General features: G+C 29.1%; 20 protein-coding genes. 17 read left to right on the top strand and 3 right to left on the bottom strand.

Annotation, left to right across the window (positions count from 1 at the left end):
* Nucleotides 1-48: 48 nt before the first annotated feature.
* The 5 genes from H9661_RS09465 to H9661_RS09445 all read left to right on the top strand — a co-directional run bounded on the left by H9661_RS09465 (nt 49) and on the right by H9661_RS09445 (nt 5,347).
* Nucleotides 49-591, top strand: coding sequence for a hypothetical protein (locus H9661_RS09465; RefSeq protein ID WP_143315151.1), 543 nt, complete (start codon nt 49-51; stop codon nt 589-591).
* Nucleotides 592-749: 158 nt separating this feature from the next.
* On the top strand, nt 750-1,643 hold the full coding sequence (locus tag H9661_RS09460; RefSeq protein WP_191768460.1) for a multicopper oxidase family protein: 894 nt from the start codon (nt 750-752) through the stop codon (nt 1,641-1,643).
* A gap of 195 nt (nt 1,644-1,838) precedes the next feature.
* Entirely contained in the window at nt 1,839-2,681 is an 843-nt protein-coding gene (locus H9661_RS09455; protein WP_191768458.1) for a potassium channel family protein, read from the top strand.
* Nucleotides 2,682-2,787: 106 nt separating this feature from the next.
* Entirely contained in the window at nt 2,788-3,189 is a 402-nt protein-coding gene (locus H9661_RS09450; protein ID WP_143315153.1) for a hypothetical protein, read from the top strand.
* 142 nt (nt 3,190-3,331) lie between these two features.
* Nucleotides 3,332-5,347 (top strand): penicillin-binding transpeptidase domain-containing protein, encoded by a 2,016-nt coding sequence (locus H9661_RS09445; protein ID WP_191768456.1) that lies wholly within the window; start codon nt 3,332-3,334, stop codon nt 5,345-5,347.
* A 72-nt stretch (nt 5,348-5,419) separates the two neighbouring features.
* Here H9661_RS09445 and H9661_RS09440 read toward each other — a convergent pair whose 3' ends face one another.
* Entirely contained in the window at nt 5,420-6,292 is an 873-nt protein-coding gene (locus H9661_RS09440; RefSeq protein ID WP_191768454.1) for a LysR family transcriptional regulator, read from the bottom strand.
* Between the two features lie 124 nt (nt 6,293-6,416).
* Here H9661_RS09440 and H9661_RS09435 point away from each other — a divergent pair, with 124 nt between their 5' ends.
* From H9661_RS09435 to H9661_RS09425, 3 genes are all read left to right on the top strand, one after another.
* Nucleotides 6,417-7,415 carry a YeiH family protein gene (locus H9661_RS09435; protein ID WP_191768452.1) on the top strand — a complete coding sequence of 333 codons (999 nt, stop codon included), beginning with the start codon at nt 6,417-6,419 and terminating at the stop codon, nt 7,413-7,415.
* 156 nt (nt 7,416-7,571) lie between these two features.
* Nucleotides 7,572-8,408, top strand: a complete 837-nt coding sequence (locus tag H9661_RS09430; RefSeq protein ID WP_191768449.1) for an MBL fold metallo-hydrolase — start codon at nt 7,572-7,574, stop codon at nt 8,406-8,408.
* Between the two features lie 105 nt (nt 8,409-8,513).
* Nucleotides 8,514-8,960: a DUF134 domain-containing protein gene (locus H9661_RS09425; RefSeq protein ID WP_143315158.1), complete on the top strand. Its 447-nt coding sequence runs from the start codon at nt 8,514-8,516 to the stop codon at nt 8,958-8,960.
* Nucleotides 8,961-9,032: 72 nt separating this feature from the next.
* On the opposite strand, the gene H9661_RS09420 is transcribed toward H9661_RS09425, so the two are convergent.
* Together H9661_RS09420 and H9661_RS09415 are read right to left on the bottom strand one after the other, a co-directional pair.
* Nucleotides 9,033-9,398 carry a NifB/NifX family molybdenum-iron cluster-binding protein gene (locus tag H9661_RS09420; protein ID WP_191768447.1) on the bottom strand — a complete coding sequence of 122 codons (366 nt, stop codon included), beginning with the start codon at nt 9,396-9,398 and terminating at the stop codon, nt 9,033-9,035.
* A 118-nt stretch (nt 9,399-9,516) separates the two neighbouring features.
* Nucleotides 9,517-9,987 carry a hypothetical protein gene (locus H9661_RS09415; protein WP_191768445.1) on the bottom strand — a complete coding sequence of 157 codons (471 nt, stop codon included), beginning with the start codon at nt 9,985-9,987 and terminating at the stop codon, nt 9,517-9,519.
* A 177-nt stretch (nt 9,988-10,164) separates the two neighbouring features.
* On the opposite strand from H9661_RS09415, the gene H9661_RS09410 reads away from it, so the two are divergent.
* From H9661_RS09410 to H9661_RS09370, 9 genes are all read left to right on the top strand, one after another.
* Entirely contained in the window at nt 10,165-10,857 is a 693-nt protein-coding gene (locus tag H9661_RS09410; protein ID WP_191768443.1) for a response regulator transcription factor, read from the top strand.
* Nucleotides 10,850-12,628, top strand: coding sequence for a HAMP domain-containing sensor histidine kinase (locus tag H9661_RS09405; protein ID WP_191768441.1), 1,779 nt, complete (start codon nt 10,850-10,852; stop codon nt 12,626-12,628). Before H9661_RS09410 ends, H9661_RS09405 begins: the two co-directional genes overlap by 8 nt.
* A 14-nt stretch (nt 12,629-12,642) precedes the next feature.
* The gene (locus H9661_RS09400) at nt 12,643-13,044 is read left to right on the top strand and encodes an SHOCT domain-containing protein (RefSeq protein ID WP_191768439.1); all 402 of its coding nucleotides are present in this window, start codon (nt 12,643-12,645) and stop codon (nt 13,042-13,044) included.
* 47 nt (nt 13,045-13,091) lie between these two features.
* Nucleotides 13,092-14,402 carry a peptidoglycan-binding protein gene (locus tag H9661_RS09395; protein WP_143315164.1) on the top strand — a complete coding sequence of 437 codons (1,311 nt, stop codon included), beginning with the start codon at nt 13,092-13,094 and terminating at the stop codon, nt 14,400-14,402.
* 52 nt (nt 14,403-14,454) lie between these two features.
* Nucleotides 14,455-15,189 (top strand): DUF2812 domain-containing protein, encoded by a 735-nt coding sequence (locus H9661_RS09390; RefSeq protein ID WP_243240376.1) that lies wholly within the window; start codon nt 14,455-14,457, stop codon nt 15,187-15,189.
* A gap of 134 nt (nt 15,190-15,323) precedes the next feature.
* Nucleotides 15,324-17,342: an acid phosphatase gene (locus H9661_RS09385; RefSeq protein WP_191768437.1), complete on the top strand. Its 2,019-nt coding sequence runs from the start codon at nt 15,324-15,326 to the stop codon at nt 17,340-17,342.
* A gap of 483 nt (nt 17,343-17,825) precedes the next feature.
* On the top strand, nt 17,826-18,704 hold the full coding sequence (locus tag H9661_RS09380) for an ABC transporter ATP-binding protein (RefSeq protein ID WP_143315166.1): 879 nt from the start codon (nt 17,826-17,828) through the stop codon (nt 18,702-18,704).
* Nucleotides 18,704-20,377: a hypothetical protein gene (locus H9661_RS09375; protein WP_143315167.1), complete on the top strand. Its 1,674-nt coding sequence runs from the start codon at nt 18,704-18,706 to the stop codon at nt 20,375-20,377. Before H9661_RS09380 ends, H9661_RS09375 begins: the two co-directional genes overlap by 1 nt.
* Nucleotides 20,378-20,388: 11 nt before the next feature.
* Entirely contained in the window at nt 20,389-20,544 is a 156-nt protein-coding gene (locus tag H9661_RS09370) for a hypothetical protein (RefSeq protein ID WP_185966715.1), read from the top strand.
* Nucleotides 20,545-20,678 lie beyond the last annotated feature (134 nt).

Here is a 20,678-nt window from a genome sequence, read left to right as displayed (position 1 = left end):
ATACTCCCATGTTATTATTTAGTTATATTTTCCAAAAGGGAGGTTTATATGAGAAAGAAGATTATTTTAATTTTTAGTTTATCATTATTAATATTATTGGCATTAATTATAGGAATTACCCACAATTGGTCACCTGAACAATCCTTTAGTAGGACTAATTCAAAAAGTATAGATAATTTAAAGAATTTGGAAACCTTAAAAAAAATAAATTTAAATAAAGATAAGGTTATGTTTGTCAATAAAACTCCATACAATCAATTAAATTTAGTAATAACAAGAAACAAATTTCTTAAGGGATGGAGTGTAGAGGATTTTTTATTGGGAGCAAATATCGATCAATTAGATAATTATATATTTATACAATCAAATTCAAATAAATATAATTTTACATCCAGCTGGAGCAGATTAACAAGTTCAAAAGACCCAGATAAAAAAGGAATTCTTTATGGCTTTTTTACTGGTACGAATAATAATTATAAAGAAATTTATGTAGATGATATTAAATGTAATATTGAAAAGATAGATGATAATTTATTTTTATATTACTGTTTTAGTGGACCACCCAAATTTAATTATAAAGTTGTAGAATAAATAAGAACAATTTGAGATAAATACTAGACACCATAATGCATCTAAAACAAGTAAATTTTACACAAAAATATATTGTTTGGTGGCATAATAAGAGAGCTCTGAATATAATGTAATATTATTTATTATTTAAACAATATATAATTCAATGAGGTGTCTTTATGGTTATTACACCAGATATTCCTACACTTAAATATACTACTAGAAATTGTATTAAATTTTTCGAATTAATAGCAGAACCTGTAAATCAAGAAATACTTCCAGGTGTCTCCATTAGAGGCTGGGGGTACAATGGAAGTATACCAGGACCAACTATTCAAGTTTATCCAGGAGATTATGTCTGTATAAGAGTAATTAATCACCTCCCAGAAGATACAAGTATTCATTGGCATGGACTTAACGTTCCTAATGTAATGGATGGAGTGCCAGATGTGGAACCTTCACCTAGAATTGAACCAGGGCATTATTTTGATTATCACTTTAGAATAACTAATCCACCTGGAACTCATATGTATCATTCTCATGTTAATGTAGCAAAGCAAGATATGCTAGGGTTATTAGGTGGCTTTGTAATTCTAGATCCCCATGAAAAAGATATTAATAAAGACTATTTACTACTAATGCAAGAATGGGGTCTTGATGGCTTAGAAAAAGGAAAAAAGATAGAACATGGACAATACAACTTAAATCCTTTTACAATGGACTTCAACATGTTCACTATAAATGGCAAGAGTTTTCCATATACTACACCTATGTCTATTGAATATGATGATATGGTACGTTTAAGATTAGGCGCTATACAAACTAATCATCATCCTATGCATATTCATGGGCATCAATTTTTAGTTGAAAAAGCTGATGGTAATCCTATAAATGATATGAATAGAGTTTTTAAAAATACAATACTAGTTGCTACTGGGGAAACTTGGGATGTTCTATTTAAAGCTGACAATCCAGGTATATGGCCTTTTCACTGCCATATTTCACATCATATGTCTAACAACTTTACTGATGGACCTGGTGGAATGTTAACTACCTTAGTTTATAAACCATAATATACTTATTTGCTGTTAGATTTAAATACTAGATAAACCAAAGGACACATTTTTATGTGTCTTTTTTATTTAGAGATATATGATTAATTTTTAGTGATAAAGCCTTATTTTTTTTAGAAGTTATTAATATAACATTTAATACATATTATTATAGTTGTAAAGAATTATATACTTAGAGGTGAGGATATAATAACATTGATAACAGTTTTAGCTATTATTATATTAATTTTAGGAAGCGGAAGAAGCATAGGTAACTGTATTAACTCCATTTTCCTAGCTATTAAAAAGATAAATAAGAACTATCTAGATTTATTTTTAGAAAAGGATCTCTTTATGAGAATAAGTCAATGTATTATAATTTGTCTTTCAGAGTTCTTTAGCTTTGTATCAGTTTATATTATTCTTATTAAATATGTAAACCTACAGCTAAGCTTGTATATTAAACTTATACTTATAATTAATTGCTGTTTGCTTGTGCATTACCTTTTTGGATTTATCTTAATAATAAGCAATAATTTAAATAATTTTATGGCAAGCTCAAAAGATAACAGTATGAAAGGGGATTTTTTACTAAGCTATTTTATAACCAGTACCTTTTTAGCAGCAACTTTAGCATATCCTTCGCAAGTAAGTAAATATGTAATTAGTGGATTTATTGGAGTTTTCATATGTTATATTTTAAATTTAAAAATACTTTTAAATATTATGAGAAATCCAGGAAAGGTAAAGATTTCTCCATATGATGAAAAAAGTTTTATTAAGGTATCATTAATAGTTGGTATAGTTGTTATAATGATTGTGCTAAACTTATTTCTTGGAGTATGTTTGGCTAGCTCTTTACAAAATGGATTTTCAAATAATCCTAGTTATTTTGATCTTTTTTACTATACCGTAGTTACCTTTACTACCATAGGCTTTGGAGATATTATCCCTTTATCTATTCTAGCAAAACTTATTGCAATAGTTATTTCTGCAACAAGTATAATATGTATAACTATTTTCCTAGGAAGTATTTATTCGTATAGAGATAGAGATTAAAATAAAAAGTTTAAATATTTTCGTATGCATTAAAAAACTATATTTATGATATAATAAGCTAATAGTAATAAAAAGACAAAATAATATGAGTAAAGTAGGTTAATAGATGAGACATTTACAATTAGAGAAACAAGTGAAAAAGATGGATAAAGAAATAGAAGCATTAAAGATTTCAAAAAAGTACTTATCAAATCATGCTGAAATCGATGAGGTAAGAGAATTTTTAAATAGAGAAAGGCAAGCCCTTGCTGATGAACTTTATTTTGAAGATGGAAAAAGTTATATAGAAGCAAGAAATCTTGTTTCAACATTTTTAGGTGAAAGTTTAGGTAAAGACGAACAAAAAAAGTTACTAGAAGATATTAAAGATATTTATGGAAGACAATTACCTAATGCATCAAAAGAAAGCAGTGGACTAAGTGCTTGGTTAAATAAAATAGAAGTAAACTTTAAGTGGATTCAAAATGATGATACTGAATGGTCAACTTTAATAATTGAAACATTATAAGGATCTACAAAATTCTAAGAGATAAATCTTAGAATTTTTTTTCTTAATAATTTAATACTATGAATTTCATCTAAATACATAGTATAATGGAAATGTAATGCAATTTTAATTATAAATTACAAGATGAAAAGTAGGTGAATTAATGAAAAAAGGATTATTAGCAGCTATAATAGGCAGCGGTATAGTAGTTGTATCATTAATTGGTGGAGGAATTTATTATGTAATTAATAATTCAAGTAAGCCAAGTGATGTACTAGAAAAGTATGTAAGTCTCTTAAATGACAAAGATTACGAAGGTATGTATAACTTAATTTCTAAGGATAGCAATATATCTCAAGAGGATTTTGTTTCTAGAAATAAAAACATATATAACGGGATAGATGCAAGTGATATAAAAGTTAAAGTAGGAGATATTAAGAAAAGTAGTAGTGAAGCTACTATAAATTACGATACCTCTATGAATACTATAGCTGGAGAACTTGATTTTTCAAACTCTATAGAACTGAAAAAGGATGACGGGAAGGATTATAAAATAGTTTGGGATTCAAAAGCTATTCTTCCAGAACTTCAAAATGATTATAAGGTAAATACTAATCCTACAAAAGGAAAAAGAGGTAGCATACTAGATAGAAATGGTAAAATCTTAGCTACTGACGGTAAAGTTTTTAACGTAGGTATTGTACCTGGAAAGCTAGCAAATAAAGCAGACGCTGTAAATAAAATAGCATCAATTCTTCAAATGACAGCAGATGATATAAATTCTAAGTTAAGTGCATCATATGTAAAGAGTGATACCTTTGTACCACTTAAGCTTATGTCAAAGGATGATCCTAGAAAAGCTTCATTATTACAAATTCCTGGGATTTTGCTTAATGATAAAGATTCAAGAATATATCCATTAGGAGCACAAGCTGCTCATTTAACTGGTTATGTACAAGCTATAAATGCTGATGAATTAGAGCAAAATAAAGATAAACATTATAATCAAAATTCCCTTATAGGAAAAGCAGGACTCGAAAAACTTTATGAAGACACCCTAAGAAGTAATGATGGAGAAGAAATTCTTATAGTTGATAGCAAGGGTAGTAAAGTAAGCAGCGTACTTTCTAAAGAAGTGGAAAACGGTAAAGACATAAAATTAACTATAGATAGTAGCCTTCAAAGTTCATTATATACAGATTTATCTCAAGACAAAGGTGCTTCAGTTGCTATGAATCCAAATACAGGAGAAGTATTAGCCCTTGTAAGTGCTCCTGGATACGATCCTAATGACTTCGTACTAGGTATGTCAAATGATAAATGGAATAGTTTAAATAACGATCCTAATAAACCTTTATATAATAGGTTTAAGAGTACGGTAGCTCCAGGATCAACATTTAAACCTATAACTGGCGCTATAGGACTTGATACAAAAACATTAGATCCAGAAGCAGATAAAAAAATCAGCGGTTTATCTTGGAAGAAGGATAATAGCTGGGGAAGTTATTCTGTTACAAGAGTATCTGAGTATGGAGGAGGTTCAAACCTTCAAAATGCTATGATTTATTCTGATAATATCTATTTTGCTCAAGCTGCATTAGATATAGGAAAAGATAAATTCGCAGAAAAACTTAAAAGCTTTGGTTTTAGTGAAGATATGCCTTTTGAATTTGGATTAACTAATTCACAATATGCAACAGATGGAAACATAAAAACTGATGTACAACTTGCAGATAGTGGATATGGTCAAGGAGAAATTCTTGTAAATCCTGTACATTTAGCTTCTATGTATTCTATGTTTGCAAATAGCGGAAGCATGGTTAAACCATATTTATTATATAAGGATAATCCAACAGGAGAGATGTGGAAATCAAATGTAGTCTCTAAGGAATCTACAACTACCATATTAAATGATATGATTCAGGTAGTTGCAAATCCTAATGGTACAGGCCATGAGGCACAAATACCAGGTGCTACTATAGCTGGTAAAACAGGAACAGCAGAAGTTAAGGCATCGCAAGATGATAAAACAGGAACTGAAATTGGTTGGTTTGCAGCTATGACTACTAACAAAACTAGCAACATGCTTGTAGTAGAAATGGTTGAAAATGCAAAGGATAAAGGTGGAAGTCACTATGTAGTTCCAAAGGTAAAGAACGCATTACTTACAGTGAAATAATTATAATGAAAATCTCCAACATTATATAAGATGTTGGAGATTTTATTATATGAGTAGTCCAAGGTATTTTCTTTAAAATTCTTCAACTAATTTTTGGTAGATATTTTTAAAGGCGCTATTTTTTCTCCATATAAAATAAAAATCATGATTTTTCTGCAAATCCTCAATTTCTATTTTTTTTAAAGATCCATTTTCCAGCTCATCTTTAACTGCAGCTTCATATAGAGAAGTAATTCCATTATTATTTTTAACTAAATATTTTATTGCATTAATATTCCCTAGCTCAATAACTTTGCTAAAATCCTTTAAAGTAAGGTTTTGTTTTTCTAAGTTCTTTTCAAAAATATCTCGTGTGCCTGACCCTTTTTCTCTTATAATCAATGTTTCTTGAAGTAAATCTTCTAATACACGTGGTTGCTTTTTTAATTGGTAGCCTTTTCCTGAAACGCAAATATACTTTTCACTTGAATATACAGCAAAATCATATTCATTTTTTGCAAAATATCCTTCTACTAGTGCAAAATCAATTTCGCCATGTTCTAACTTATAAAGAAGCTCTTTGGTATTTTCTACAATTATAGTAATATTCATATTATTATTCCTGTTTAAGTAATCACATAGTTTTGGTGGCAATATAAATTCTCCAATTGTGAGAGTTGCTCCAAATTTAAGGTTCTTTACACCTGATTTTTCTTGAATAATTTTTTCTTTTAAATATTGCTCATCATGCTTCATTGTGGCAACAGCATCATAAAATATTTTTCCTTGCTTAGTAAGGGTTATTTTTCTGCCTTCATATTCAAAGAATTTAGTATCATAACTCTTTTCTAAATATTTAATATGCTGCGATACCGCTGGCTGTGTAATACATAGAGCTTCCGCAGCTTTGGTAAAATTCATGTAATTACATACAGTTAAAAATGTATTTATTCTAAAATCCAACATACATATTCCTCCATCAATTAAGCATAACATATTTTTATGATTATATAAAAATAAATAATTTTTAGTTATGGTTCTCTTGTGATAATATACTCCTTGAAGAAAAGTTTAAGAAAAGAGGAATATTATGGAGTTTATTAAAAAGAATTATCAAGGTTTACTATTTTGTTTATTAATTGCTATAATTGCCGCGTTATTTGGAGAAAAATTTACAATTATAGGAGGTCCGGTATTTGGAATTTTATTAGGTTTGATAATAGCACTTTTCCCACGTAAAAATTCTTTTGAAAGTGGAATTAAATTTACGTCAAAAAAGATACTTCAATACGCAATTATTTTACTAGGATTTGGAATGAATTTTTTTCAAATATTTAAAGTAGGGAGCCAGTCATTATTAATTATAATTTCAACAATATCAACTTCGCTGATTGTTTCATATGTAGTAAGTAAATTAATGAAAATCCCATCAAACATATCTATTTTAGTAGGGGCTGGCTCGTCTATATGCGGTGGATCAGCCATTGCTGCTACTGCTCCAGTTATTGATGCAAAGGATGAGGATGTTGCTAAGTCAATTTCTGTAATCTTCTTATTTAATGTAATAGCTGCATTTTTGTTCCCAGTCTTGGGGGATTTATTAGGCTTCAATGATATAGACTTTGGAATGTGGGCTGGAACTGCTATAAATGATACTTCTTCTGTAGTTGCTGCTGGACAAACATGGTCAAGCGCTCATGGAAGTGATATAGCACTACATTATGCTACAATTGTTAAGCTTACACGAACCCTTGCAATAATTCCAATCACATTAATACTTGCCTTATATCGTTCTAAAAAAAATTCCACTACTACAGTCAAATTATCAAAAATATTCCCATGGTTTATCTTATTTTTTTTGTTAGCTGCTATTATAAGTACGGTATTTAATATGAGTAGCAGCATTACAAAACCATTAACTGAAGCAGGTAAATTCTTTATTACAATGGCTATGGTAGCAATCGGACTAAATACTAATATTGTGAAATTAATTAAAACTGGTAGAAAACCAATTATTATGGGACTTTGTTGTTGGATAAGTATTGCATCTGTTAGTCTTTTTATACAACATACATTACATATATGGTAATATGTAATGTAAAATAAAATTAGTAGAGATAGTGAAAATAACTATATAAGAGATATTATCTAAATTAAATCAAAAAAGTATAAGTCAATTTGTTATAATTATCATATGCTTATAATGAAATGTTTAAATTTATTATTATAACAAGGAGAGAATTATATGAGCATAAAAATAACGACTCTTATAGAGAACCAGCAAGATAATAATGATACTTTAGTTAATGAACATGGACTTGCTTTATTTATAGAATTTGAGGATAAAAAAATCTTATTTGATACAGGGCAAAGTGGAGATTTTATTAAAAATGCAGAAAAGCTAAATAAAGATATTAATAATTTAGATTACGTAATATTAAGTCATGGTCATTATGATCATAGTGGAGGCTTTAGAGAATTTACCAAATATTCAAAAAAAAATTTTAAACTCATAGTTGGAAATGGATTTTTTAATGAAAAATATAAGTTAATAGAAGAAGGCTATAAATTCAACGGGAATTCCTTTAGTGAGGAATTTATAGTTAAAAACAATATAGCTGTAAAATATGTTACTGAAGATATCTTTAAAATTACTGATGAGTTAATGGTATTTACTAATTTTGAGAGAAGCACTGAGTTTGAAACTCTTAATGAAAAGTTTTTTATAAAGAAAAATGAGGGGTATATTTTAGACGATTTTTCAGATGAAATTTCTTTAGGAGTTAAATACGAAAAGGGGTTAGTTGTTATACTTGGATGTTCTCATATTGGAATTGTAAATATACTTAAAACAATAATGAAAAGGACAGGAATGCCTATTTATTGCGTTGTTGGAGGAAGTCATTTAATAGAAGCAGATGAATTAAGATTAAATAAAACCATGGAATTTTTCAAAGAAAATAGCATATCTCTTCTAAGATTGTCACATTGTACAGGAGAAAATGCCATATATAAACTTAAACATGAATTTAGAAAAGAGTTTATTTATAACAATACAGGTAACTCAATAGAAATAATCTAGAATAAAAAGAAATACTCAAACCTCCTGAAGATTTATTTTAAATGTAATAGTATAATAGATATTAATGGTAACTTTAAACATGTAGTGAATGCAAGGAGGATAAGGATGGCTAGACCAATAAAGTTTAGAAGAGTTGAATTTTTTCCAGAAGATAATTATTTTGTACCCTGGGGAAAGCCAAAATGTGAACTAGAAGAAATTATTCTAAAGGTTGAAGAACTTGAAGCTATGAGGCTTAAAGATATAGAGGAATTAAATCAAGAAGAATGTGCAGAAAAGATGCAAGTATCAAGACAAACCTTTCAAAACATAATCGATAGCGCAAGGAAAAAAGTTGCTATTGCATTAACAGAAGGGAAGGCAATTAATATAAATGGTGGAAATTACACTACAAATCATTGCAAGTTTAATTGTTTAGATTGCGGAGAAACTTACGAAATAAATTATGACCAAGACAGGACAATTTGTCCTAGTTGTGGTTCACAAAAAGTAATGTGTAGCAAGAAAAAACAATTTTGCAAGAAGTGGTGTAAGACAAGTAATAATTTGTAATTATTTAAAAGAGGAGACTAAATAAAATGTCTCCTCTTTTTTTCATTAATTATACTTAAATATTATAAAAGTTTATTCATTATGACATCCGTGCTCATGAGCATGACAGAAATCACCAGAATCTTTAATAGAGCCTTCAAGCCATTTTAAGGCTACAGCCTTTACATCCCCAGAACAGCCCCTCAATACTTCTATTCCTGAATTATTAAGTACTCTTACAGCACCTTCACCCATATTGCCTGCAAGCATAACTTTGACACCCATGTTAGAAAGAGTTGATGCTATATTTGATTTGCAGCCACAACCTGATGGTGACTGAACTGTTTCAGAAGCTGTTATTTCCTTAGTTTCTGTGTTAACTGTAAAGACAGTGAAATATTCACAATGACCAAAATGATCATCGATATTATTATTACGTGATGGTAATGCAATTTTCATAAAGAACCTCCATTAATATATAATAAATTAGCATATGAATTTTAGTTATTGGCATATGCCTTTTATATATATAATATCTTTATTGAATTTATATGTCAATAATTACTAAGTATATAAATTATGAATTTGCTAAACATCTAGAATTAGATTTTGACATAGAACCTTTTTTACTACCCGGTATTCCTATGCAGTTTTGTGAATTACTTTCTATCTTTGCTTTCATTGAGTCACCTTCAGCTTTTGTTATATTTCCAGCAGAAACAGCTTCATCGATAGCATTGCTTTTTTCTTCAAGTAAAGCTTTCTTAAAATCAGCTTCTGCCATTCCTTTTTCCTTTGCCATATCATATATTGTCTTTCCTGAATTAAAACCTGTTGAGATTTCATTATCTGTCATACCAAGTTTATCCTTTAATACTGATTCTCCATAATTGTAGCCTTTAACCCCTGTAACTTTAGAAAGTCCAACTCTTTGCTGAGTACAAGTAGTAGTATTATTTGTTGCTTCTGCATTTGCTGCATAAGCAGTCACACCTAACCCTATTGAAATGGCCATAGCTAATGTTACTATTAATTTTTTTGATTTCATTTTAATTTCCTCCTCAAATTAAATTTGTGTGTTTATTGTCTATGCCATAATATTAAATCATTTTACATATGCATAAGTGTCTTAATTGTGAAATAAAAGGACACAATTAGGACACAATTCTAATTAAAGGAAATGATATAATTTAGGCATATATGGAAGAGATACGAGGTGATAAAAATGAATAATAGTATTCTTATTGCTGATGACAATATGGAGATAATTAAAATTTTAAAACCATATATAGAAAAAGAAGGTTTTAACGTAATTTTTGCTTTAGATGGAGAAGAAGCATTATTAAAATTTAAGCACTATAATCCTGAACTAATTTTACTAGATATTATGATGCCATATATAGATGGAATAGAAGTTTGCAATAGAATTAGAAAAGAATCAAATACTCCTATAATAATGATAACTGCCAAAAGTGAAGAGGCAGATAAAATTTTAGGATTAAATTCTGGTGCTGACGACTATATTTCAAAACCATTTAGCCCTGGAGAAGTAGTGGCAAGGATAAAAGCGGTGCTAAGAAGAATTGCTCCAGTATCAAATAGCCAATTATCAGTAATTAAATATCCTTCACTTGAACTAGATATAAATAATTATTTAGTAAAAGTAGATGATGTAAATATGAATCTTACAAAGAAAGAAATTGAAGTTCTTTGGATGCTTTCAGGTTCTCCAAACAAGATAATCAAAAGAGATGAGCTCCTTGATAATATATGGGGAGTGGATTATTTTGGAGATCCTAGGACTGTAGATACCCATATAAAAAGAATAAGAACAAAGCTTAATTTAAATAATCAATATGTTTGGGATATTAAGACTGTATGGGGAATAGGGTATAAATTTGAGGTGGAAGATGATTAAGAAAAATATTACCTTTAAACTAACTCTTGGCTTTTTATCAATAGTTATGGTATCAACGCTTTTTATAGGAATTATTGCATTAAATATATTTAAAAATAATATTTATGAAGTTAAAAAAAACAATATGAAAAAACACGCTATAGCAATAGCTAAAGCTATGGAGCCATACCTCGGAAATGATTTAAATAATGATGAATTTATAAAAGTTATGAATCTGATAAAAAATATTGACAATGCAAAGGTTTGGATACTAAAAGATGATAGTAGTCTATTAACTGCATCAGATAATAATGATATTAATTATATTAATGATTCTAAGATAAAGGAGTTATATAGAGACATTAATGTGCAGGTACTGGATGGAAAAGATGCATATGATGAAGGATATAACCCTTACTATAATGAAGAAATGATGATAGTAGCAGTTCCTATAAAAGATAGTAGTAGCCTAATAAAAGGTGTAATTCTTAATTCGCCAGTATCTGATTTATCAAATTCCATAGATAAATTTTTTAAAAGCTTAATTTTAACTGTCTTAGGTGAAATATTTATTGTAGGACTATTAGGATATTATTTTTCAAGAAATATTTCTAATCCCATAAAGAAAATAAATTCGTCAGCTTTAGAACTTGCAAGAGGACACTATGGAATCAAAACAAACATATATCAAAAGGATGAAATAGGGGAATTATCAAGCTCATTTGACTTATTATCTTTAAAGCTTAAGTATACAATAAGTGAACTTTTTGAGGAGAAAAACAAATTAAGTAACATTATAACCAGTATGAGTGAGGGGCTTTTAGCTTTAGATAAAAATTCTAATATTATAAATGTAAACGAAGCTGCAAATAGTCTGCTCTTTAGCAAAAAAATGAAAGATGATGGGGAAATGATTAATTTATTATCACAATTAGGTGTAATTAATGAATTTAAATTTGCTATAGAAAATAATGAAAAAAAGTCACTAGTAAAAAAACATGAAAATAAAATATTAGACTTTTCTATATCTCTCATAAAGAATAGCTTAAATGAGATTATGGGAGGAGTAATACTTATCCAGGATATTAGTGAAAAAGAGAAGCTAGAGCAAATGAGAAAAGACTTTATCTCAAATGTTTCTCATGAATTTAGAACTCCTTTAACCATTATTAAAGGTAACTTAGAGTCTATTGTAGATGGTATGACAAAACCTACCGAGGTAGTAGATACTTGCACAGCATTAATAAAAGAGACAAATAGACTTGAAAGAATGGTTAAAGATCTGCTTAATTTAAGTAGGTTAGAATCAGGCAAAGTAGAAATTGACCATAATGAATTAGATGTAAATATGCTTATAAATGATACTGCAAGAAGTCTTAGGACTTTAATTTATAGTAAAGATATAGATTTGCAATTAAATTTAGAAAGTAATTTGCCAAAGTTATTAAGTGATTATGATAAATTAAAACAGCTGCTAATTATATTTTTAGATAATGCTATAAAGTTTTCTTATTCTAAAGGCATTTTAAAGGTAACAACATATTCAGATAACAAAAAAATATATATAAAGGTTGAAGATAATGGTGTTGGCATACCTAAAGAAGAAATCGAGTATTTAGGTGAAAAGTTTTTTAAAGCTGATAAGTCAAGAAATGCACAAATTGAGGGCACTGGGCTTGGACTTTCAATAGCAAAGAGATTAATAAAAGTCTTAAAGGGAAACTTTTATATAGAAAGTGATTTAAGAAAAGGAACAACAATAATTATTGCATTTTCAATTAGAGAAACTTAAATGGAGGTAGAGATATGAGGCATGGTTATCACATGGGGATGGGGTTTTATGGTCATTATGTTTTAATAATATTTTTAATAATTTTTAGTATATTAATATATTTGTTGCTAAGAAGAAAACCAACTCCAAACGAATTCACAGTAAGGTTAATAGATATACTTAAAGAAAAATATGCTTCTGGAATTATTACTGCAGATGAATTTATAGAAAGAAAATCTATTATAGAAGATATAAAATATTCAAATTCATATATTCCTATGCTTCTTGAAAGGTATGCAAATTGCAAAATAGGAACAAAAGAATTTTTCAATATAAAAAATTTGATTGAAGAGAACAAAATAGACAATGACACTACTGAACAATTAGTCAAAGGAAACTTATCCTACGATGAATTTAGAACAAGTAATAAATATTAAACGAAATAAATATAATAATTTGACTAAAAATTATAAAGAGGATATATATGGAGAATTCAAATAATACAAATTTACTGAACAAAACAGGTAGATTAAAGATTCAATGCTTTAGGGGCAGTGATTATATTCCAATTGATGGAGCTAAGATAACTGTCAAAGGCATAGAAGGAAGTGAAAGTTTAGGGACTATTGACCTAGTTACAGATGATGCTGGATTAACGCAGGAGATAGATTTATCAACTCCACCATTAGAGTATTCCTTGGATATATATAATGATAAGATGCCTTATAGTTTATATGATATAACTATTGAGAGAAATGGATTTAAGCCGCTAGTAATAAACGGGTGTCAGGTATTACCAACACGAGTTGCATATCAAATATGTAATTTGGAACCTAGTTCGGGAAGAGGAGATATGAGACAAGAAGTTATAAGTGTACAACCAAATACATTATACGGAAATTTCCCGCCTAAAATACCAGAACAAGTTGATAAACCATTACCACCTCCATCATCAGGAGTTGTATTAGCTCAACCAGTAGTTCCAGAGTATATTACTGTTCATCAAGGAGTTCCCGATGATACATCGGCACAAAACTATAAAGTACCATTTAAGGACTACATAAAAAATGTAGCTTCATGTGAAATATATTCAACTTGGACAGATTCAGCTCTAAAAGCAAATGTTTTTTGCATCGTATCTTTTACTTTAAATAGAATTTTTACTGAATGGTATAGAGGTAAAGGAAAAAAATTTGATATTACAAATTCTACAGCTTATGATCAGGCATTTAGTTATGGCAGAAACATATATGATAATATAAGTCAAATTGTAGACGAGATTTTTTCTACCTATATAAAAAGAAGCGGAAAGAAGCAACCACTTTTCTCACAATACTGTGACGGAAAGAGCGTTACTTGTCCAGAATGGTTAAGTCAATGGGGCAGTCAACAGTTAGGAGTTCAAGGTTTAGATCCTTATAGTATATTGACACATTACTATGGAAATAATATCGAATTAGTTACAGCACAAAAAGTTTCTGGAAGTCCAATGTCATATCCAGGTGAAGATTTAACTATTGGAATATCTAGCCCAGCAGTTAAAACAATTCAAGGGCAGTTAAATAGAATAGCAAAAGATTATCCAGCAATTCCAAAGCAAGCTGAAGATGGACAATATACTGAAAAAACTTCAGATGCGGTAAAGACATTTCAGAGAATATTTACATTGCCTCAAACAGGTGTAGTTGATTATGCTACATGGTATAAAATATCAGATATTTATGTTGGAGTAACAAAACTTGCAGAGCTTAAAACTACTGAATCAAGTAGGAATTTAAGAAAGTTTGAAATATAGATATTTTTTGCAAAACTAACTTTGACATATATATAAATAGGAATGGTTACAATTGCGCCTGCATCATTATACACAACATAAAAAAACTTTTATCAGCAGATCTAGTGAAGGTTGGATACTTGAAGGCATAACAGGAGGGTTCTTCTACAAGTTAAAAAAAGATAAACCTAAAAGAATAGGCTATACCTTAGATTATCAAAGTGAAGCTAACGAAGAATATTTTACTTTATTTAAAGAAGCAGGATGGTCTCCTGTTTTATCCATGGAAAACCAAATGCATATCTTTTCAGCTAAAGCTGGTACTAAACCTATCTATACTGATTGTGAATCGGAAATAGATAAGTATTCAAATATAAGAAATATAACAAAAAAGGGATCAATTATATCTTCAATAATAGCTGTTCCATTAATATGTTTATTAATGGCCTCAATAAATTTTATAAGACCTATATTTTTTATTATGTTTGGACTTTTGTTTATTGATTTTGTTATATTTACTTTTAACTTTATGCCTTACTTAGCATACAATTCTAGGATTAAAGAAATAGAAAAGTATGGCAAGTATGATAGTAAAAAATTATATGCTAAAAACTTATGGAAATTCGATCTATTTACAGCAAGTCTATTTCTAGCTGTTGGAATATTATATTTAACTAAAAAAAATTATTTTTCCATATTGTTTATAATTGTATTTGTTTTTTTGCTATTAATTCTTATAAAAAATATAAAAAATCTTTATAGAAAATCCCCAACATCTTTTGGTGTTGGAGATTTTTTTATTTTATAAATAAAAGAATTATATTCCTAAACTGATTAATATTACTTTTTCTTAACATTAAGTTAACCCTTTCATGATATAAGTTTGCAATTTATTAATGTAATATGGCAAGTGAGAAGCTAAACAGAAAGGATAAGATTTAAATGAATTACAAAAATAAAATTATTCCACTAGTTTTAATTGTAGCAGTTTCACAAACCTGCATAGCTAAAAGTACTTCTGCTAGTACATATATTGATCCTAATCCAGGATCTTATGGATATTACGTAGATACATGGAAAAACAATAATACTTCTAATATGACTCCAAATACCAACCCTGCAATAGGAGTACTTTCAGAATATCTTAAACTTTGGACTCCAGGAAGTGCATGGAATAACGGAACTATACTTAACAATGAAATTCATAATGCTAATATACAAAAATCAATTGATATAACAAAAAATCGTACTGATATGGAAGCCCATCAAGCTTATCTAGATGATCGTAGAGATCAAAACTATGGCATAGTTGATGGACTTGGTAAATATACTGATGCATTCCGTAATGGATCACATGCTGGAACAACAATACCTGATGAAATTCCTCAAGATGCTAATCAAAAAAAATATGATGATAAAGGAAATAGTAATGGTAATTGGGCTGATACTGATTCCAACCTTGGAAACATGGTAAATTTAATAAATACTATGAGAAATTCTTCAGCTTCAACCACCCCTGCTAAAAATTACTTTCAATATAAACGTCCATGGCGTTGGAGTAATAGTGTACAAGTACTTCCAACACTTGAACCAGCAAAAAGCAGTACTCCTGAAAAGGATGGAGGATTTCCAAGTGGACACACAAATGCAGCAACTATTGCAGCTCTAGGCCTCGCATACTCAACACCAGAACGCTTTCAAGAGATAATTACACGTGCTTCTGAACTTGGGAATGATAGAATAGTTGCAGGAATGCATTCACCTCTTGATGTGATGGGAGGACGTGTTATGGCTACTGCAATTGTTGCAGCTGCTTTAAATAATCCTGATAACCAAAGTTTAAAAACCGCAGCCTATAATGATGCTCATACAAAACTTCTTACACAAAACGGAACCTCAGTTGATAGATTTAGCGATTATAATAAAAATAAACAAGATTATACATATAGATTAACATATGGTTTTCCTCAAATAGGTATAACAACTACTCCGATGAAAGTTCCAAAAGGAGCAGAAGTTTTATTAGAAACGAGACTTCCATACTTAGACTCAAATCAGCGTAGAGCTGTTTTATATACAACAGGTATTAAATCTGGTTATCCATTACTTGATGATGCTGAAGGATGGGGAAGACTTAACCTCTTTAGAGCTGCAGATGGATATGGTTCTTTCCTTGACCATGTTGAAGTAAATATGGATGCTTCAAAAGGTGGTTTTAATGCATTAGATAGCTGGCGTAACGATATATCAGGGGTTGGAAGTTTAACTAAAAATGGAACTGGTACCTTAAAATTATCAGGTAACAATACTTTTAGTGGTGGAACAGAAGTGAATAACGGAAACCTTGAAGCTGATTCATCTACTGCTTTTGGTGCTGGAAATCTAAAAAATAATGGTGGAAAAGTGACAGAAAATGTATCTGGTCCAGTATTTATAAAAGATGCCTATTCTCAAGGCTCAAATAGTACACTAGAGCTTAATATAAGCGGTGACACAGATATTCTAAAGATTGGAGATAAAGCAAATTTCGCTGGGACATTAAAGCTTAACTTCTTAAATAATTATATCCCTGCTGATGGTTCTACTATAATAACCTACAAAAAAGATGGAGGAAGCGGGGCATTTTCTTCAGTTGAAACAACAGGATTACCTAAAGGATATACTGTATCTGTAGCTCAAAATGCTGATAATATTAGTTTAAAAGTAAACAATGGACAAGCAGATAATAAAGAAGCAAAGGCAACTTCAGTTTCAGTTAGCGGAAAAGCTAGTGTTAATTCACCTAACCAAGGAACAAATGATAATGGGCAAGTTCAAAAAGAAGGAAATAACACTAAAACTTTAGTAAAGACAGGAGATTTTGCAGGTACAAACTTATTTGTTACTGTATTATTACTACTTGCTAGTACAGCTTCAGCAATTATTTTTGGAAGAAAAAGAAAACTAAGATGGTTTAAGTGATATTAGGTTCAATAATATATAAAGGTTATATTAGAATATTCTAATATGGTAATATTCCAGTATGGTAATATTCTTAAGAATATGCTGTAAAAATGCTAGCTGAGAAGTATTCTAATAAAAATAATAGATAAATTTTTAAAGAACGGATAAGTTTTGTCCGTTCTTTTCTATTTGCTAGAAATATGATTAACAAATTTCTTATAGTTATTTTTTCAGTGACTTATGACATGAAAAAAGGATTTAATAATTTTTAAATAGTTAACTTTAAGTAAAAAATTTTTAACAAAAAGAAAGCAATTATCAAAGCTTAATTATTAACCTATTATATATGGGAATTAAGCAAGGTAAAATTTTAAACAGAGACAAATTCCATATTATTGAATATTTGACATTTAAAGATGAGTGTAGTATTATTTAGAAAGTTAATAGTTCTATTTTAGAAGTCATAAGATTTTATCTAGTTATATAAGGAGGACTTAATAAATGAAACTTACTATAAAAAACTTAAGTAAAAAATACGGAAAGGATTTTTGGGCACTAAAAAACTTTAATTTGGAGTTAGAAAATGGTGTACTAGGACTTTTAGGGCCTAATGGTGCTGGAAAATCTACATTGATGAGGATTATAACTACTATTTCAAAGCCAACGGAAGGATGTGTGCTTTTTAACGGGGAAGACATTCATAAAAATCCTCAGATTATAACTAATAATATTGGATACCTTCCACAAGATTTTGGTGTATACCCAAATTTAAATGCTGTTGATTTTTTAAGATATATTGCTGCTGTAAAAGGTATTAATATGACTATAGCAACAAAAAGAATAAAAGAATTGATAGAAGCTCTCAATTTAAGTGAAGCAGCTAAAAAGAGTATTGGAAGTTATTCTGGAGGAATGAGACAAAGAATAGGTATTGCGCAGGCATTACTAAATAACCCTAAAATATTAGTAGTAGATGAACCTACAGTTGGATTAGATCCAGAGGAGAGAGTGAAATTTAGAAACTTAATTTCAGATCTAGCTGGAGAAAGAATTGTAATCCTCTCAACTCATATAGTTTCTGATGTAGAAGCTACTGCTTCTAATATTGCAATAATGAATAAAGGAAGCTTAATATCAAAATGCACTATAGAAGAGCTATTAGACAAAATTGAAAATATGGTTTGGGATTGCGTGGTTCGAGAAGATGAATTAGTAAGTATAAGAAGTAAATATATAATAAGTAATACCATTCGAAGAAATGATGGTGTACATGTAAGGATTTTATCGAAGAATAAACCTCTTGAAAAGTGCAAAAATATTTTTCCTACTCTTGAAGATGCATATTTGTATCAAGTTAATTGCAGTGGAGGTACCTTATAATGAAAGGGTTTCAAGTAATATATGAAGTAGCTAGAGCAGATTTTCTTCAGCGAATTAAGCAAAAAAGTACATTAATAGCTATAGCGTTTATGATGTATTTCTCATATTTAGCTGTTCCAGATATTAAAGCCACTTATTATAATACGGTATTTGGCATGGAAAACAATGTTGCCTATAGAGGGATATATAATTCTGCTTGGATTGGATTTCTAGTTACATTCATTGTAGTAACATATATGACTTTAATTGGTTTCTTTCTTACGAAAAATACAATTAGCAGAGATAAACAAACAAAAGTTGGTCAGGTTATTGCAGCTTCAGATGTAAAAGATGTAAATTATCTATTTGGTAAAGTACTTAGTAATTTTATTTATCTAGCTATAATGGTAGGAATATTTATGCTAGTAGCTATATTTCTTCAATTGACCAGGGGAGAATCCACTGAATTGGATTTGTGGAAACTTATTTCTCCATTTATATTTATAGCAATTCCTGCTATGTTTATTACTGGAGTTTTATCGGTAATTTTTGATTCTACACCTTCTCTGCAAAAGACAGGAGGAAATATTTTATATTTCTTTTTATGGTGCGGAATAGTTGCTCTTTCTGTTTTAGGAACAATAGGAAAGCTTATTCCACTTGAATTTGTAAGAAATATTTTTAGTCAAATTAGTCGTTATATAGATGTGTTTGGGATAGGTAAATTATCTGCTTCCATGTTAAATGGAATTTTAGAAAATTATCCAAACTTTAATGGAGGCTTCACATTAGGTTCTGGTGTGGGAATAACAGAAATTAATACTTTTAAGTGGGATGGAATTGAATGGAGCACAGCTATATTATTACCAAGACTTCTGTGGATTTTACTGACTGTTGTACTATTTATATATGCTTCTAGTAAATTCAAAAAAGAATATCTTATCGATAAAGTGATTAGTATAAGAAAACCAATAAAAATTAGAAAGTCAAAGAAAAAGACTAAGAATGACTTAGAAGTGAATAGTGGAAGCAAGTCAAGAAGCTTAGCATATTACGCAACAAATGATATAACTGAAGATCGATTTAGCTTTTTAGATATGATCATTGAAGAATTAAACTTAATGTTAAAAGGTGTATCTCCATGGTGGTTTCTTATACAGGGAGTTTTAATACTTAATATTGTACCAGTTCCTAATGATGTTGCTATGAGTTCTATTATTCCAGCAACATTTATAGCACCTTTACTTGTTTGGTCAAAAGCAGGAACACTTGACAATAAATATGGAACTGAACAATATCTTTTTAGTTGCAAGCATTATAGAATAGATCAATTTGTAGCTTTATGGATATCTGTAGCAATTTTTACATTACTAATTTCAGTAAGCACGATAATAAAAATTTTAGTTTCTGTAGGTTTTGTAAATGTTCTAGCTCTATTAGTTGGAATAGCATTTATATCATCACTTGCTGTATTTTTAGGAATGGTAAGTGGAAATACAATTTTATTTGAATTAATATATATGGCATTATGGTATTTAGGCCCATTAAATAAGATTCCAGTCTTTGATTTTCTTGGATTTACTAAAGAATCTATTTCTATGGGAACACCAATTATTTATGCATTAATTAGTGTTATTTTAATATTTATAGCACTTTTAAGTAGAATAAAAAAAGTTGAAAAAAAATTTAATTAGGAGGAAAATTTATGCAATTACTTACACTCAATCTTTTAGGTGGATTTATAGCTCTTTTGATAGGAGGAATATTATACTATAGAAATAAAGAGCAGAAAGCTTTTTTAATTATAGTTGCATTAGGACTATTAGATATAGTTATAACTACAATTAGACTTATTTTATAATAAGCCTAATTGCATTACATATTAAATTTATTTTTTTGCTTTATTTGATATAAAGCAAAAAAAAATCGAGTTATATTCCATTTTTATCTATTTCTGAGTGAGTAATACATTAATTTCAAAAAATATAATACATG

It is taken from the genome of Clostridium cibarium, assembly GCF_014836335.1.
Classification (GTDB): domain Bacteria; phylum Bacillota; class Clostridia; order Clostridiales; family Clostridiaceae; genus Clostridium; species Clostridium cibarium.
Note: the sequence above shows the minus strand (reverse complement) of the source record. Positions and strands in the feature narration are given on the sequence as shown.